14 protein-coding genes and 3 pseudogenes are annotated in these 15,205 nt (G+C 51.2%); 5 read left to right on the plus strand and 12 right to left on the minus strand.

Annotated elements, in window-relative coordinates; genetic code table 11:
• Window positions 1–3 precede the first annotated feature (3 nt).
• A complete protein-coding gene (gene cobO, locus GBC03_22015) occupies window positions 4–606 on the plus strand; it encodes a cob(I)yrinic acid a,c-diamide adenosyltransferase (protein ID QFS72688.1) in 603 nt (200 codons plus the stop codon).
• Between the two features lie 61 nt (window positions 607–667).
• Here the strand turns inward: cobO and GBC03_22020 are convergent, their stop codons facing one another.
• On the minus strand, window positions 668–1,576 hold the full coding sequence (locus tag GBC03_22020; GenBank protein ID QFS72689.1) for a LysR family transcriptional regulator: 909 nt from the start codon (window positions 1,574–1,576) through the stop codon (window positions 668–670).
• A 405-nt stretch (window positions 1,577–1,981) separates the two neighbouring features.
• Between GBC03_22020 and cobA the strand changes: the two genes are divergently transcribed.
• Window positions 1,982–2,761 (plus strand): uroporphyrinogen-III C-methyltransferase, encoded by a 780-nt coding sequence (gene cobA, locus GBC03_22025; GenBank protein ID QFS72690.1) that lies wholly within the window; start codon window positions 1,982–1,984, stop codon window positions 2,759–2,761.
• Here cobA and GBC03_22030 read toward each other — a convergent pair.
• A complete protein-coding gene (locus GBC03_22030) occupies window positions 2,740–3,633 on the minus strand; it encodes a helix-turn-helix domain-containing protein (GenBank protein QFS72691.1) in 894 nt (297 codons plus the stop codon). The two genes, cobA and GBC03_22030, sit on opposite strands and share 22 nt — an antisense overlap.
• A 372-nt stretch (window positions 3,634–4,005) precedes the next feature.
• On the opposite strand from GBC03_22030, the gene GBC03_22035 reads away from it, so the two are divergent.
• A complete protein-coding gene (locus GBC03_22035) occupies window positions 4,006–5,271 on the plus strand; it encodes a hypothetical protein (GenBank protein ID QFS72692.1) in 1,266 nt (421 codons plus the stop codon).
• Window positions 5,268–5,687: pseudogene (locus tag GBC03_22040) on the plus strand (aldolase). The gene GBC03_22035 and the pseudogene GBC03_22040 overlap by 4 nt, the downstream one beginning before the upstream one ends.
• Before the next feature lie 65 nt (window positions 5,688–5,752).
• Here GBC03_22040 and GBC03_22045 read toward each other — a convergent pair.
• Window positions 5,753–6,307, minus strand: a pseudogene (locus GBC03_22045) (helix-turn-helix domain-containing protein).
• A 440-nt stretch (window positions 6,308–6,747) separates the two neighbouring features.
• Between GBC03_22045 and GBC03_22050 the strand changes: the two are divergent.
• Window positions 6,748–7,164, plus strand: coding sequence for a phage tail protein (locus tag GBC03_22050; GenBank protein QFS72693.1), 417 nt, complete (start codon window positions 6,748–6,750; stop codon window positions 7,162–7,164).
• Here GBC03_22050 and GBC03_22055 read toward each other — a convergent pair.
• The 9 genes and pseudogenes from GBC03_22055 to GBC03_22095 form a co-directional block, all read right to left on the minus strand.
• Entirely contained in the window at window positions 7,136–7,561 is a 426-nt protein-coding gene (locus tag GBC03_22055; GenBank protein QFS72694.1) for a tail fiber assembly protein, read from the minus strand. The genes GBC03_22050 and GBC03_22055 overlap by 29 nt on opposite strands.
• Before the next feature lie 322 nt (window positions 7,562–7,883).
• Window positions 7,884–8,210: pseudogene (locus tag GBC03_22060) on the minus strand (integrase).
• Entirely contained in the window at window positions 8,210–8,800 is a 591-nt protein-coding gene (locus GBC03_22065; GenBank protein ID QFS72695.1) for a DUF2313 domain-containing protein, read from the minus strand. The pseudogene GBC03_22060 and the gene GBC03_22065 overlap by 1 nt, the downstream one beginning before the upstream one ends.
• Complete coding sequence (locus GBC03_22070; protein ID QFS72696.1) at window positions 8,785–9,861, minus strand: phage baseplate protein; 1,077 nt, start codon at window positions 9,859–9,861, stop codon at window positions 8,785–8,787. Before GBC03_22070 ends, GBC03_22065 begins: the two co-directional genes overlap by 16 nt.
• Window positions 9,851–10,303 carry a hypothetical protein gene (locus GBC03_22075; GenBank protein ID QFS72697.1) on the minus strand — a complete coding sequence of 151 codons (453 nt, stop codon included), beginning with the start codon at window positions 10,301–10,303 and terminating at the stop codon, window positions 9,851–9,853. The genes GBC03_22070 and GBC03_22075 overlap by 11 nt, the downstream gene beginning before the upstream one ends.
• On the minus strand, window positions 10,300–10,842 hold the full coding sequence (locus GBC03_22080; protein ID QFS72698.1) for a phage baseplate assembly protein V: 543 nt from the start codon (window positions 10,840–10,842) through the stop codon (window positions 10,300–10,302). Before GBC03_22080 ends, GBC03_22075 begins: the two co-directional genes overlap by 4 nt.
• A complete protein-coding gene (locus GBC03_22085) occupies window positions 10,833–11,924 on the minus strand; it encodes a phage tail protein (protein ID QFS72699.1) in 1,092 nt (363 codons plus the stop codon). The genes GBC03_22080 and GBC03_22085 overlap by 10 nt, the downstream gene beginning before the upstream one ends.
• Window positions 11,924–13,255, minus strand: coding sequence for a multidrug DMT transporter (locus GBC03_22090; GenBank protein QFS72700.1), 1,332 nt, complete (start codon window positions 13,253–13,255; stop codon window positions 11,924–11,926). The genes GBC03_22085 and GBC03_22090 overlap by 1 nt, the downstream gene beginning before the upstream one ends.
• Window positions 13,255–15,174, minus strand: coding sequence for a phage tail protein (locus tag GBC03_22095; GenBank protein ID QFS72701.1), 1,920 nt, complete (start codon window positions 15,172–15,174; stop codon window positions 13,255–13,257). The genes GBC03_22090 and GBC03_22095 overlap by 1 nt, the downstream gene beginning before the upstream one ends.
• Between the last annotated feature and the right edge of the window lie 31 nt (window positions 15,175–15,205).

The following is a 15,205-nucleotide window of genomic DNA, read 5'->3' on the forward strand; positions in this document are numbered from 1 at the left end:
TTTATGCAAGCGCGAGCCAATAGCGACCGTCATCGTCAGCGCCAGCAAAAGCTGAAAGAACAGGTTGATATCCGCGTGGCTGCCGCCACGGAACAAAAAGGGATTGTGATCGTTTTCACCGGTAATGGAAAAGGGAAATCCACGGCCGCCTTTGGCACCGCCACGCGTGCGGTGGGACACGGCAAAACCGTTGGCGTCGCGCAGTTTATCAAAGGCCAGTGGGATAATGGCGAATACAACACCCTGCATCCGCTGGGCGTTGAGTTTCACATTATGGGCACCGGGTTTACCTGGGAAACGCAAAACCGCGAGTCAGATATCGCGGCGGCGCTTGCCGTCTGGACAGAGAGCAAGCGTATGCTGGCCGACGCGCATTACGATCTGGTGGTACTGGACGAACTCACTTACATGCTGGCGTATCACTATCTTGATACCGAAGAGGTGATTGCCGCCATCCGGGAACGTCCGGCCCAGCAGAGTGTGATTGTGACTGGACGAGGTTGCCATGCGCAGTTACTGGAGCTTGCCGATACCGTGAGCGAGCTGCGCCCCGTGAAGCATGCGTTTGACAACGGTATTCAGGCACAGGCGGGAATTGACTGGTAGTCACGTAGTTGCCGGATAGCGCACGCGCTTATCCGGCCTACCGTTCGCCTGCCAACCGGCATCAGCGTTCCAGAGGTGACACCACCGATTTTTGCAACAACCACTCGCGGAAGACCTGTAAATGACGGGATTCCGCTTTTTCTTCCCGCCAGGTCATGATGAAGCGATTACCTGTACGCATAGGCACATCACAGGGGATCACCATGTCACCGTTATCCAGATCGTGCTGGATAGCAAAGCGCGGGAGCAGCGCGACCCCCAGATTAGACCGCACCGCCGCGATCAGCATCGACAGCAGATCAAAACGCGGGCCTTTGTTGGCCAGTGGACTACTGACATCTGACAGGGCGAACCACTCCTGCCAGCCGTTAATTCGTGTACTTTGATGCAGCAACGGAAACTCATTGAGCAGCTCTTCGACCGCCAGTTTCTGGTTGGGCTGCGACAGCAGACTGCCGCTACAGACCGGTAGAATTTCCTCTTCGAACAGATACTCCACTTCTGACCACGGCGAACAGAAGTCCTCTCGCATAATGGCCGCATCATATTCACGGTTGAGAAAATCACCAATGTTCGCCAGTGAGTGAATATTGACGATAATATCGGGGTTACGTTTATTGAATTCACGCAGATTGGGGATCAGCCAGTGGGTGCTGAACGTCGGATTGACCGCCAGTTCAATGACCTCCACCGTGGGCTGCCAGGTCATAATGGTGTTGGTATCACGCTCAAGTTTATTTAGCGTTTCCTTAACAATGCTCAAATAATGCTTCCCGGCCGCGTTTAAAAAAATCCGCTTTTTGGCATGACTAAATAATGCAGTATGCAGAAAATCCTCAAGTGCATTCACCTGGCGAAATACGGCACTTTGCGTTAATGCTAACTCCTCCGCCGCACGCGTATAACTTTCATGACGTGCCACTACTTCAAACGTCACCAGTAATTCAGTCTTTGGTATCTTTCCTCTCATAACGTCTTCCATATGCCGCGTACAAAAATAGTTTAAATTATAAAAAATAAATGCAACCGACTCCCGATTGGCCTGAGAGTTATATTTTATTTCCTACCTGGATGTCATTGATCCACTCCATGGTTTATTCACACAGAAGGCGAACAAATAATGACCGATAATACGCAAGGCTGGCCATAAACACAATTTAATTAAGGTTATTTTGCGACAAATAGCGCCAATAAGTTCTTAATAATTTTTCAAGACAACTTGTTTATCGGAGAAAAAACTTTGCGGGGTTAATCAATATTATTTACTTATTATTTCAGGAGAATTCAGTTCACTTAACGATAAGCAAACGATGGCGTTTTTCCATCCGTTTTTACTCTTTTTACCGTTTTTCCCGACAATAATTAAGGACGACATATGAAAAATTCCGGAAAAGTCTGGCTGGTTGGCGCAGGTCCTGGTGATATCACCTTACTGACCCTCAAAGCCCTGCAGTGCATTCAACAGGCTGATGTCATTATTTACGATCGGTTGGTCAACCCTAAAATACTCGACGGGTGCTCAGTGAACTGTACCTGTATCAATGTCGGCAAAAGTCCGGGCTATCATTGCGTTCCTCAGGAGGAGATCAATGCCCTGCTTATCCAGCATGCGCGGACGCATCGGAACATTGTCCGCCTGAAAGGCGGCGATCCTTACGTGTTTGGTCGTGGTGCCGAAGAGGTGGAGTGTCTGGTCGAGGAAGGTATTGCCTTCGAAGTGGTGCCGGGCATCAGTTCCGCCATTGGCGGGCTGGCCTGCGCCGGGATCCCGGTCACCCACCGCGACCTGGCGTCGGGTTTTCATGTCGTGACGGGACATACCCGCGAAGGCAATCAGCAGCAGGACTGGCGGCAGCTTGCGAAGCTCAACGGCACGCTGGTGATCGTTATGGGGATAGCGAATCTGCCGTTTATCTGTGAAGAGCTATTGATGGGAGGCAAATCACCAGACACGCCCGCCGCCATTGTCATGTCGGCCACCCGGGAAAATCAACGGCGCTTAACCTGTACGCTCGGCACATTGCTCACCAAAGCGCAGGAAGCGAATATTGTGCCGCCGGCGCTGATTGTGGTCGGCGATGTTGTCCGTCTGAGCGACCGACTCTCTTTTATTCCAGAGGTGATGGAACGCGTCTACAGCGAGAGCTGTTCATGACGGAATGACTGCGGAGAAGTCTGGTGAGCAGCCCGGAATACCCGACAAAAGTAGCTGGTCTGCGCATACTGAAGTTTCCGGGCGATACTGTCGATAGAGTTCGTCGGATCGCACAGTAACTCGCTCGCCCGCTGCATTTTTTTCTGACTCACCCAGGTTTTAAAATTCACTCCCTGCCGTTTCTTAAAGAAGCGGCTAAAGTAATTGGCGCTTAAACAGACATGTGCCGCCACCGACTCCAGCGTCAGTTCCTCGTATAAGTGTTCATCGATATAACGCAGTGCGGCGACCAGTTTCTTTTCGTGACGCGAAAGCTCCATTGCCGACAACCGCAGGTCGCTCAACTGTACATCTGCATTGCTCAGCGTTGAACTCTGGACTGGATTGATATTATTAATAATAAAACTAAGCAGGTTTGCCGCCGCCACCAGATGATTATTTTCAACAATGGCAACCTGATTCCAGGCTGATTTAATTTTGGGATCAAAAACCCATTGCCGATCGTCATCAATGACAATCGTTTTATATTCTGGATACTTTGCGCGCACCTGACCACAAATAATAAATCCCAGCAGATGCCCTTGACGAATTAATGGCATCGAGAAAAAACTCAACCCTGCATGACAGCAGAGTATTCTGATTTTTTCTTCTTTCAGTCCTTCAAAAGCACAATATTTATCACATTTCTGACAACTTTTTTGATATCGCGGATCGGTGCGCAGTAATGAACAGAAAGAATTAAAATTATGACAGGCGGAAATTTCCCGACCATTAATGTCCACCACCACGGCGGCAAGCCCTGTCGCCTTAGAAAACACCTCGGCCAGTGAGTAAAAACTGTGTAAGACATCGTCCTGAATATGCTGAGGCACGTTACGCTCCGCCCGTGGTCTGGATAACGTTGCTAATATGCAAAATTTATCCTGGGGAAAGAATGACCCTGACCGCAAAAAATAATCTCATTTATTCAGGTGATTATGATCAAATTGCAAGAGCGGCGTCCCGTCTCCTCTAAACCTGTCCCGCGGCTGTTGTGACAACATTTCCCAAAGATTAACGAATCTTCACATCACTCTGTGAGCATTATTTCAATGTGAATTGAAATTTTATCTATTGTTTTCATAAAGTTATTAAATATTCATACAATTTTATGATGTGCTTATTTGTGAGAATCATCATGTGAATGTGAAACGTCCTCCTGAATAATAGGCTCAATTACCAGACAATCTGAACGGAGTGGATGTATGCCCGTCACGACAGGTGTTATCGCCGACGACTTTACTGGCGCAACGGATATAGCAAGTTTTATGGCTGAGCAAGGCTGGCGAGTCGCACTGCTGCCCGGTATGCCAGACGCCGCACAGCCGTGGAATGAAGAGGTCGACGCGATTGTCATCTCGCTTAAAAGCCGTTCTCTGGCGGCTGACCAGGCCATCGATCAATCATTACGCTGCTGGCAATGGCTGCACAACACAGCCGGTGCGCAGCAGATTTACTTCAAATATTGTTCCACCTTTGATTCCACCCCTGCCGGTAATATCGGTCCGGTCAGCGATGCGCTGATGGAAGCCATGCACACGCCGTACATCATTCACTGTCCTGCCCTGCCGCAAAACGGACGGACAGTGATCCACGGCCATCTGTTTGTGAATGGCGTATTGCTGAACGAATCCGGCATGGAGAAACATCCGCTCAACCCGATGACCGACGCGAACCTGATTCGACTGCTTGCGGCACAAACCCCCCGTACCGTCGGACGCATCGATCTCAGCACGATTCAAAGAGGTGTGGAAGCGGTCACTCACGCCCTGGACAGCTGTCAGTCTGAAGGTGTACGCCACGTGATCGTGGATACGTTCAGTGAAGCCGATCTGCAAACTCTCGCTCAGGCCTTGCGTCATACGCCGCTGCTGGCGGGCGGTTCCGGTCTGGGCGGTGCACTGGCCGCGTGCGCCACCCCGCAGCGTGGACAGGAGGCGGCACATCCTTTCCCGCAGCCTGCAAAAACGGTGGTCTTTTCCGGAAGCTGTTCCACCATGAGCAACCGCCAGGTGAATCGCTATAAAACGCGGGCCGCGTCCCGTTTACTCGACGTGGCGCGCTGCCTGGCAGACGCAGAAGATTACAGCGATGAGCTGTCGCTGTGGGCGATGGCGCATGTCGATGACGCGCTCGCCCCGCTGATTTACGCCACCCAGCCGCCGGAAGCACTAAAACGCATTCAACAGGAGTATGGCGAGCAGCCTGCCAGCCGGGCGATTGAACATACCTTTGCCAGACTGACGGCCAAACTGCAGGCTGCAGGTGTGAACGGTTTTATCGTTGCGGGCGGCGAAACGTCCGGCACCGTAGTGGAAGCGTTGCAGGTATCGCGACTGGCGGTCGGTAAAGCCATCGCCCCCGGCGTCCCCTGGGTGTTTTCCGCCGAACCACCGTTAGCGCTGGCATTGAAGTCAGGCAACTTCGGTGATGAAGAGTTCTTTTTTACCGCGCAGGAGTACACATCATGAACCCGCTTACCGAACAGCAACTCCGCGAACAGCTGGTGCATTATGGCCGCTCTCTGTTTATGCGCGGCTTCAGCAGCGGCGGCTCGGGCAACCTGAGCGTAAGGCTGCCGGACGGCGGCTATCTGGTCACACCGACCAACTCCTGCCTGGGAGAGCTGGACGCCGCCACGCTCAGTAAACTGGATGCCAACGGCGTTCACCTGAGTGGTGATAAGCCATCAAAAGAGGTGCCTATGCACCTGGCCTGGTATCGCCATCGTCCGGCCTGCGGCGCGGTGGTCCATCTGCACTCGCCGTGGCTGACCGCCCTTTCCTGTCTGCCGTGCAGCACGCCGGAAAACTGTCTTCCGCCGTTAACGCCGTACTACGTGATGCGCGTCGGGCAGTTGCCGCTTCTGCCCTATTTCAAACCTGGTTGCCGCGCGCCAATCAAATCGCGACACATTGACAAATAACATTGGATCGCCTGCGTGATCGTGATTTATATGTCAGACGCTGGAAACTTTTTATACAGCGTAGAAATTCCAACATCATAGATGATTGCTACACGCTGCCGCGTTTCTCCCGCAGCCAACAGTCTTCCTGCTTGCGCCCATTGTTCAGGCGTTAATTTTGGTCTCCTTCCACCTATTCGTCCTTTTTCGCGAGCTGCGGCAAGACCAGCAAGGGTTCTCTCGACAATAAGCTCACGCTCCATCTCTGCCAGTGCGGACATGATGTGGAAAATAAACCGTCCCATCGGACTCGATGTGTCGATGCTGTCTGTGAGACTGCGAAAGTGGATGCCGCGCTACCGCAGCTCATCGACCAATAACACGAGGTTGCGCATACTCCGTCCCAACCGATCCAGTTTCCAGACTACGAGTGTATCTCCCTCTTTCAGAGTGCGCAGGAGCTTTTTTAGCGCTGGTCTATTAGCAATTGTTCCGCTCATTTTTTCCTCAAAAATCTGTTCACATCCTGACCGTTTAAGAGCTTCCCTCTGGAGATCAGTGTTTTGGTCATTTGTTGACACCCGTACGTAGCCAATTTGCATAAATTTTAATCACTCTGTCGTGTGTAGTAATGGTGATTTTATCGGCATATTAATGAGGCTCTAAAGCCTCTTAAACGTTGGTTTGGGAACAGCGGCGCTGCGGGATGTCGGAACAGGGGAAAACCAGATACCTGATATGTCGGCCTTTAGTTATTTGACCCCCGGTGCTGGACAGCCAGGCTACACATTCTTACCGAATGGCATTTTATTGCAGTGGGGGACAATCCTGCCGTCTGCCAGTGATATATCAACATCGTTTCCTATTCTTTTCCCTACAACTATTTTTGCCGTATTAGCGACATCGGGGTATACCGCTGGGGCAGGAACAACAGGAGTGTCTTCTATAGGCGCAGCAATTAATCCATCTGTTCGCGGCTCGTTTGTATCACGTAATACCAGTCCGACGCTGGGTGGACGATTTCTTGCCATAGGAAACTGATATGAAAATTTACTATTACAGCCCAAGCGAAAACGGCTTTATGCCGGGTAATGAAAAAGGCAAATACGTAAATGCCGGGACATGGCCAGGTGATGCCGTTGAGGTGGATGAGGCGACGTTCGCCACCTTCACCCAGACACCACCAGAAGGAAAGATGCTGGGGGCTATAGATGGTTTGCCAGCATGGGTTGATCTCCCACTACCAACGCGAGAAGAAGCTATCGCGACAGCAGAGCAGAAAAAATCAGAGTTACTGATTGCTGCACAGGCCACGATCATAAACTGGCAGAGCAAACTACTCTTGGGAGTCATCAGCGATGATGAGAAGACCAGCCTGATAGCCTGGCTGGCCTATATTGATGCACTGAACTCTGTTGATACTGCCAATCCTAACTGGCCAGATCCTCCGGAAGCGTAGGCCATTCGGGTTTTGCTGTATCGACACGCATCAGTAAGACCCGATATTTTTTCCAGTCAACCAGCGCGTTAGTCTCCTCATCCGTCGCAATACCGGCGTCAACAGCATCCTGTCGCCAGGCAATTTCAGAATCTGCGTTAGCCTTCAGATTCAACTTAATTGCTTCTGCGGCGGCTATTTTTTCCTCATATGTTGGGAGAGGAATATCAACCCATGCTGGCATGTTATCAACAACACCCCGCACTTTGCCTTCAGGCGGCTTCCCGTTAAATTCAGCCACAACAGAATCATCAATATCAATTAAATCACTAAGGTCATCCCATGACGATTGATAAGCAGGGAGTATTTCAATCGGGAAAAACGCGTTATATTTTGCTGACCATTTATATTTATTCATTTTATTCACCTATGCAGAACCAGTTAAATCGCACCTGCGCACCCGCACGACGAAAGAAAAACGATGTTTTTGATAACGAGTTATCGTCCTGGAGAACGTAGGCAATAGATCCCGCATCAGCACTGGTCCCTGATAGAGACATAATTACTCGCCCTACTGAAATCGGGAAAGGAACCGGAAAATTTATGGTCCCTGTTGTTGCAGAGCCAGTGTAAGTCCCCCACTGCAATAATTTCCCGTTTGGTAATTGGCTCCATCCTGAGCCAGCACCAAAGCTGGACATATCCGGTATCTGATTTTCGCCAGTGCCGACATCTCTTTTCGCGGCTTCTCCCAATTGAAGGTTTGAGAGAGCCGTTGCAATCGCCTCTGGACCATCCTGAGCGATGTCTCCGAATGGATTATTGCGTTGCAGGAACAACATGCCGAGTGCAGCCAGTAATTGCGTACTGTCCATTTTGTCAGGGGAAATCCCTGCGGTTCTGACAACATTAAGCAATTCGCTCTGAACGATGTTAAACCAGTCGGGGCCGGGGTACGTCGGAGGGGTTCCATTACCACCTTCAGTAAAGAACAGTTCAGCCTCACTGGTGACAGGGGACGGTTGTGGCATAACCGGAACACCGGTCGAATTATCTACGTGAAACATCAGTTATCTCCTGAAGAATAAAAATATTCGTATGCTGTACCGCCGAGGCGATATTTAGTCAGCACACACTCCAGCTCTCTGGCGCGTTCGCTAAGAAGTGGTGTCATGACATTATCGATACAGGTAAAGCGTCCACCTTTGATGTCGAGTACATCAATCTGTAAAGTCCAGCGATAACGGGCCGGGTAAAGGGGATACATGCAGCTACGCATGCAGTGATGAGGAAGAATGACGGTGACCCGGATAGTAAACCCAAGCGCTGCGGCTACCGCTTCAATCTGCCACGGGGCAAGCCCCCCTTTACGATGATATTTCTCCACAACAGCCCGACGTCGGTCTTCTACAGTTCCGCTTAACTGCCCACACTCTGGTAGTTCAAGGTATTTTTCCCATTCCTCCAGCAGCAGGAATGTTGTCTCTGGCCGCATCTCCGGAAGCAGGCTCTCTGCATCAAATTCCGTCTGACTTAAACGTCTGGCTAACGCCCGTAAAAAACGGTTTAAATCTCCGTCTTCATCCCGTGACCAGGCTTTACCACGCGGCATGATCTGCCATAAAGCACCCAGCCATTCATCTACGCTGTGGGCCATGTCAGTTCCCCGATAGTGATAAGTTCATTCTGATCGCAGGGAATGTCAGCAGTCAGATTCAGTGTGTAATCGGTCACACCAGATGCTGTGCCGATTGCAGTCCTGATTGCTGAAATGGGTAGCGTATGCCCAGGTTGCAGCGTCTTCTGGAGCGTCAACAGACGAGACTGGACAGCCTTACGCGTAGCGGGCGTATCCGGCGTTATGTCAATAATCATATCGACCGGGCGAAGTACCAGCTCAACGGGCCATACTTCTATTCCGCCTGGTTTGCCAACCCATACACCAGTTGCCGGGTCGGGATGACGGAAAAGATAATCCTCCATATTTTTCCGGTCCTGATATCCGGGGGTAATCACTGTACGATCGTCATAAACCCATGCCAGCCCGATTGTGCATGGGCCATGCCAGGCATCAAATGCCCATGCCCGACTTACGCCAGCCATTTCACGTGCCCAGATAACATAATCATGCACCGCGCCGCCAACGGGTGGATTGCGCTTACGAAATAAAAGCCGGTCAAGAAGTTCAGCGACAGGTTCAATATCTGCACCTCCCGTGATGCCTCCCGTTCCCGTTGAACCGATGCTCTCCACACCGGGAACGGGGGATAACAGTGTCAGACTCTCACCTTCAGGAAGGTTTCCGGATACGCCGGCATCGCTTGCCTGAATGGTTACTGTCATCACACCATCCACAGGAACTCCGGAAGCCGTCACGGCATAAACAACACCGGAAGCGGTCTGCATCTCCGCATCCTCCGGTAATGGCGTGGTCCCTTTAAATACAGCCGGCCCCTTCGCAAACGCGGACTGTTTTCTTATGACGCCTTCACTGGCCGCAGTTTCGATAATGGTTTCATCATCAGATTTAACGGACGGAATAATCTGGTCTTTGATCCAGCTCTGGTGGTCGTATAAATCACGCACCTGATTACTGAATGAGGTATTAAGTGCCTTCTCAACACCTACTGGTGGAAGTTTTTGCAGCCCCAGTTCAAAGGCAATATCTTTTTCGCCGTCAGTAATAAGTTTGCGCAGTGCGGGAACGTTATAAGTCATTAGCGGTGGACTCCCAGCGTTTACTTATTTCAATCCGGAGCGTTGTTTTATCCGGGCGGGTAAGGATGACAATAAAATTAATCCGATCACTGCCGCTTATCGTGGCCGTCACCGTTGCATTACGTGCATATCCGGAACGTAAAAGAGGCTGCATGGAGAGCAGCGCATAATCTTCCACTCGCATTCTGACGGTTTCCGTCAGTTTTTCGCGGTCCAGTAGCCAGAGTTTTGACCCCCACGGATAATCACTGAAGGTGTCACCGGGCCAGCCTCGCGGGTCAGATGAATTATCGGGGATAATGTCATCGGTATCAGCACGGACGTCTGTAAAAAGACAAATCAGAACCAGTGTGACCATACCTTCATCACGCGATAAACCATCATGGTTAATTGTCAGTTCACCTCTGGAGAGTTGATTATTCCAACTGATACCAATAGTCATTTCATCTCCGATGTTTTTTCGTCATCTCCGTCAATATGGAAATGCTCAAGCACAGATTTACCGGCAACCTGAATATCTTCTGTAAACTGGGTAGGGCCGTTAACTTTTAACTGTTTTGTAGTTATCTCAAACATATCGAGGACATCGTAATTAACCGATTTCCCTTTAACTTCGATAACGCCATTCTTTTTCAGGGTGATATATGACTGACCATCGCCGTGATATAACCTGACCTCTCCATCCTCCAGACCTTTAGGACGACAGCGCTTGTCTTCAACAGCGATTGCCACCAGTCCTTCTCGACGTCCCCCTACCGCCAGAATGAGTGCTTCTGAACCGACAGGCGGAACGGATGTCAGACCGTAATTCTGGAAACGCTCAACGTCATCATTGGTTGAGTCAGCCAGAGACTGGATCTGGAGATTCTGGCGACCAAGACTGTCGGTAACGATACGGACGACAGCTCTGTCAACGAGCAGCCGCAGCCGGCGTCCAATACCTTCAAGTGTGCGACCGATGTTTGCCGGATTCAGTCCCATGTTGCCACCGTCTTTGCCTTTGATTTTTTGCCTTTCTTACCCGTTTTCTTCGTGCCGGTTTCAGGCATGTCCATTGATTCAGGAGGAACCAGTGTCAGAACGCAGATACGCCCGTTATCACCTTCAGTGAACGTCACGCTCTTAATCAGCCACGTGGCCTTCAGGTTCTGTATCGGGTCATCAATATCGACGAGTCTGTTTTTTTGCCATAACGGGCTGTCATCGCCATTTTCGCGCCACCCAGCCAGCGTGATTTCGGTGCTGTTGGCTTCGCCCATCATCCGGGCTTTGTACCATTCACCACGTGTACTCGCACCGCCGACGGTCAGGCTGTCTTCATTCACCAGGATTTTCGGGCGGTAGCGGTTGATATCACCATCATCAACAATGGTCTGACGTCCACCTGTCACTTTCGCTGGCTGAGCGTCCCATGTGCTTCCACCGGCACTGGACGTGCCTTTTACGATGTACTGGCTGTTTCGCTCTCGCCAACTGAACCGGCCACGGGCGGCAAGAATATTGGTCCCGAAAATCAGAGGAACGCCGGCACGCTTTGTTGATGCACGGGTGATGATCAGATTACCCAGGCCATCAGCAGTAAGCAGAACGCCGCGTTGTTTAGCCAGGCGGTCAAGAAGATCGAAAGCGGTCTCTCCCTGTTCAAGCACCACGCTACCGAAGGTTTCACCAGTGTCAGTTTCACTGATAACACTGATGCCGTAGGGTTTGCAGATTTCCGTTGCCAGTTGCTCCAGTCGAACACCTTTCCACTGGCCGGACTTATGCACCACAGAGCTGTCAACAAGATCGCCGGTTTTATCCCGGCCCATGACGCGAATACTCATGTTCTCTGCGTCATAGCTGGGAATAAAATCATCGATATATCCTGTCAGAACCGTATCCTTTCCCAGCCTGACGATGCAGGGCATACCCTGCTTAATGATTCGCGGTGATGCTTCTGACCATTGCGTGGTGACAGTGAGATCAAATTCGCCGGCAACAGCCTCCAGTGAGGAAGTGATGGACATCTCGGTCCATCCGTCCCACTGCTGGCCGTCAACCTCAAGCACAACCATTTCCATTACTCTGTTACCTCGACAGGTTTACCTGGAAGAATGAAAGCCGGGTCACGCAGCCGGTTCCGTGTGGCAATGGCGTCACGGTTCTCTGTATTACCGGTCTCACGCCATGCAATCAGGGATACAGGGGATGTCGTAGTCAGGGTGACTATCCGGGCCTGTGGCAACTGAGCGCTCCTGACCCGCACGTCATTGACGACGGCAAAACGCAGCTCACGCAGGGCATGCCACAAATCCCGCTGGCCGTTTTCCACGGCGTACACCGCCTGTTCATTCAGTTGCTCAGCCAGCGTGTCGCCCGTACTGATGGCTTCCTCACTACTTCTGAACTCAGTGCTGGCAATGGTCTCTGCTTGTCCGATAAGACTGGCAACGACGATCAACTGACGAAAATCAGTGATGTTAGCCTGCATAGAATCCGTCAGTTCAGGAACGACATCAGGAAGGCTGCTGGCAAAGCCATAGGTCCCGTCAGTAACAGAACCCGGTGTAACTGACATGTACTTGGGTAACTGGTGAAGTGCAGCAGCTGTCGCACGGTCATTTGTATTTGTGACCGAATCAGGCGATGACCACGGCGAAGAAGATGAACCGGAAAACTGTTCTCCCTGCCACCGGCTGCGGAGCTGATCGTAAACCCGCATTGACCACAGAGGTTCGGTCACAGTCTCACGGACGCCGCTTACAAGGTTCAGAACATCATTGATAAATCCGGCAGGTTTCGCGACGGCCAGCTCAATTAACCCACGAAAACGCCCGAGGCGATCAGTCCATTCAGTAATCGCGGAGGGGAGCGTCAGCACACCCACCACCAGATTTTCCATATCGTCCATCCATGTATCGGCCATCTCACCAAGACCATCCAGCAGGGCAAAGACATCGCCGTTCGCCAGAGCGTCTTTGACCTTATCTGCCGCGCTCATTACCGTCAGACTGGTATTTTCAGCGGCGGATGGAAACAGACGTTCACCCGCTTCGAACACTTCAAAATCGACATAGGCAATGCCGCCTTCTTCTGTGCTCAGTCGGTGCGAAACCTTGCCAACCTGAACCTTCTGAATGCCGAACCACGGATGAATAAGTTCGCCAGGGCCTGGTGTGTTCAGGGCGCGGAGAAGTGCCTCCAGTTCGCTCTGGTAGTTCTTTCCAATCAGCTTGCCGTTGATTTGCTGTTGGGTCAGGACGGCACCATTATCCTCGGTCCAGCCCACTTCTTTTTTAGGGTAGGCCCGTGGGATGGCACGACGTCCGCCAGTGCCTTCGTTGTTCACCAGCCAGAACGCCACGCCACGAAATGAAGCATCGCGCAGGTCTTCCCATCGGGTAACGGCCATCAGCTTTGCTCCACGCTGGACACGCCAGCCGATGCGCTGAGTTTGATACCCGGCTGGTTCATGCTGACACTTTTAACGCGTCCGCCACCTTCGAGGATGACACGGATCTCACCCTGCATTTTTTGTACGGTTGTTGGCAATGCTGGTGGCTGAACTGGCTTATCGAATGCGTTTTTGTTTTCAATGGCGGCATTGGTGCCACGCAGGAAATCAACGATGACACCAAACAAAGAATGGTCATTCGTTTCAGGACGTGGTGTTTCTGCCGGGTGATTGTTTGACGCAGGAACGAACGGCGTCGCCGGCGTCAGTGATGCCCACGGGCGCGGATCAATAACCGGTTTCTCACTCGCTTTGCGATTAGCGCGATCCTTTGCCCACTGAACCATACTGTCCTTGTCGTCATCGGTCAGCGGCGGTTCTTCATAAAGGTATGGGATAGTTGACGCCAGCATTGTCGGACCAACCATCCAATTCAGCCCACCAAGACGTCTTGGGCCTTTAGGTTTGCGGGGATTTTTCCCGTCTGGTCCAGACGGGACCATATCACCCGGACCACCCATACCGCCTTTGCCCATGTTCACGACATAAACCGGCATGACGCCGGAGCCAAAAACATCGGAGACGCCTTTAGGGATACCTTTACCGCCTTTTTCTGGCTGAAGAAAATCCCATGCACCTTTACCGATTTTAAAAGCCTTACGTGCCGCGATGACTCCGGCAGTAGCAATAGCTATTTTCTTGCCGATTTCAAGCCAGTTCTGAACCGTCTTTTGATCAACGGAATTGATAGCATCAGCCAGTTCCTGTACAGGACCGGCAAGATTGTTGTTAGAAAATTTCTTCCATGTGACACTCAGACTGGTCAGCGCCGAAGTAAAATCCTTCGCCGCATATTCGGCGTCTTTCATGATGCCTGTACCGTCTCCGACAACTGACTGGTATCGCTTAAGATTTTCCGCCCCTTTGCCGGAGGTGACGCTACTGATAAGTAAAATACTGTCCTGATTAAAACCGGCTTCCAGAAGTCTTTTGTTCTGCTCTTGCGCCCCCTTGCTACCGGATGATTTCGCTACTTCAGCCAAGAGCACTGAAAGCGAACGCATCTTTCCGTCCTTGTCATAAACGTTAATCCCGGCTTTCTGCTTGAGGGTGTCAACGACCTTTGGTAATTGCAGATCTCGAATCAGGTTTTCAGTCGCCGTGGCTGCTGTATCGCGATCACCCGTAGCATCCCTTGCCGAGTTCAGAACCACCAGCCCCTGTTTGATTCCTTCGACGCCTTTCCCTCCAGCAGCTGCGTACATTGATAACGCCCTGGTTGCTTTCTCCGCTGCATCTTTCAGTTCGAATGCGCCTTCTTTGCCCAAGTTGTTGGCAATATCCATTGCCTGAAGGTTCTCTTGGGCATTCTTTGTCTGAAACTTCTGAAAAGTTGCAAACAATCCACCAATTGCTTGGCCGTCAGAACCCGATGCAGCGATAGAGGCAGCTATCATGTCCTTATTCTGAATACCAAAATCCAGATCACCGGTCGTTTTATTGACATTCTCCAGAGCCGCCAACACCTCCGAGTCATCGACACGGAATTTGATGGCTGTATCCTGGATACCCGCAAAAATATTGCGCATCTCATCGCGAGTTTTACCGGCAGCAATACCCAGACCTGTTAATTGTCTGTCTGTTTTAGCAAACTCTTTCAGTGCGGCACCACTGGCAAGGCCGGCAATCATCGTGGTGTAACGGTTGCTGAGCATATCCAGACCACGTCCCGCAGATTCCGACGCGGCTTTAACAACAGACATTGCTTTCTGGTTACGGCTGGCAAACTCGCTCATATTAGCGCCGTACTGGCGGGCTTTCGCCGTCAGGTTCCCGGCAAGGTTAATCAGAATTTCAGTGCTTAGGCGGTTTGTCATATTGCTTCCTCAGTTGCCTGACCTGAATAAG

This window comes from Citrobacter telavivensis (genome assembly GCA_009363175.1).
In the GTDB taxonomy this organism is placed as follows: domain Bacteria; phylum Pseudomonadota; class Gammaproteobacteria; order Enterobacterales; family Enterobacteriaceae; genus Citrobacter_A; species Citrobacter_A telavivensis.

Excerpts from the sequence above, each read along its gene's own strand:
- GBC03_22095 (QFS72701.1), bottom strand. The coding sequence starts at position 15,174 with ATGACAAACCGCCTAAGCACTGAAATTCTGATTAACCTTGCCGGGAAC.
- GBC03_22075 (QFS72697.1), bottom strand. The coding sequence starts at position 10,303 with ATGACTATTGGTATCAGTTGGAATAATCAACTCTCCAGAGGTGAACTG.
- GBC03_22080 (QFS72698.1), bottom strand. The coding sequence starts at position 10,842 with ATGGGACTGAATCCGGCAAACATCGGTCGCACACTTGAAGGTATTGGA.
- GBC03_22050 (QFS72693.1), top strand. The coding sequence starts at position 6,748 with ATGAAAATTTACTATTACAGCCCAAGCGAAAACGGCTTTATGCCGGGT.
- GBC03_22065 (QFS72695.1), bottom strand. The coding sequence starts at position 8,800 with ATGGCCCACAGCGTAGATGAATGGCTGGGTGCTTTATGGCAGATCATG.
- cobO (QFS72688.1), top strand. The coding sequence starts at position 4 with ATGCAAGCGCGAGCCAATAGCGACCGTCATCGTCAGCGCCAGCAAAAG.
- GBC03_22070 (QFS72696.1), bottom strand. The coding sequence starts at position 9,861 with ATGACTTATAACGTTCCCGCACTGCGCAAACTTATTACTGACGGCGAA.
- GBC03_22035 (QFS72692.1), top strand. The coding sequence starts at position 4,006 with ATGCCCGTCACGACAGGTGTTATCGCCGACGACTTTACTGGCGCAACG.
- cobA (QFS72690.1), top strand. The coding sequence starts at position 1,982 with ATGAAAAATTCCGGAAAAGTCTGGCTGGTTGGCGCAGGTCCTGGTGAT.
- GBC03_22055 (QFS72694.1), bottom strand. The coding sequence starts at position 7,561 with ATGAATAAATATAAATGGTCAGCAAAATATAACGCGTTTTTCCCGATT.
- GBC03_22020 (QFS72689.1), bottom strand. The coding sequence starts at position 1,576 with ATGAGAGGAAAGATACCAAAGACTGAATTACTGGTGACGTTTGAAGTA.
- GBC03_22085 (QFS72699.1), bottom strand. The coding sequence starts at position 11,924 with ATGGAAATGGTTGTGCTTGAGGTTGACGGCCAGCAGTGGGACGGATGG.
- GBC03_22090 (QFS72700.1), bottom strand. The coding sequence starts at position 13,255 with ATGGCCGTTACCCGATGGGAAGACCTGCGCGATGCTTCATTTCGTGGC.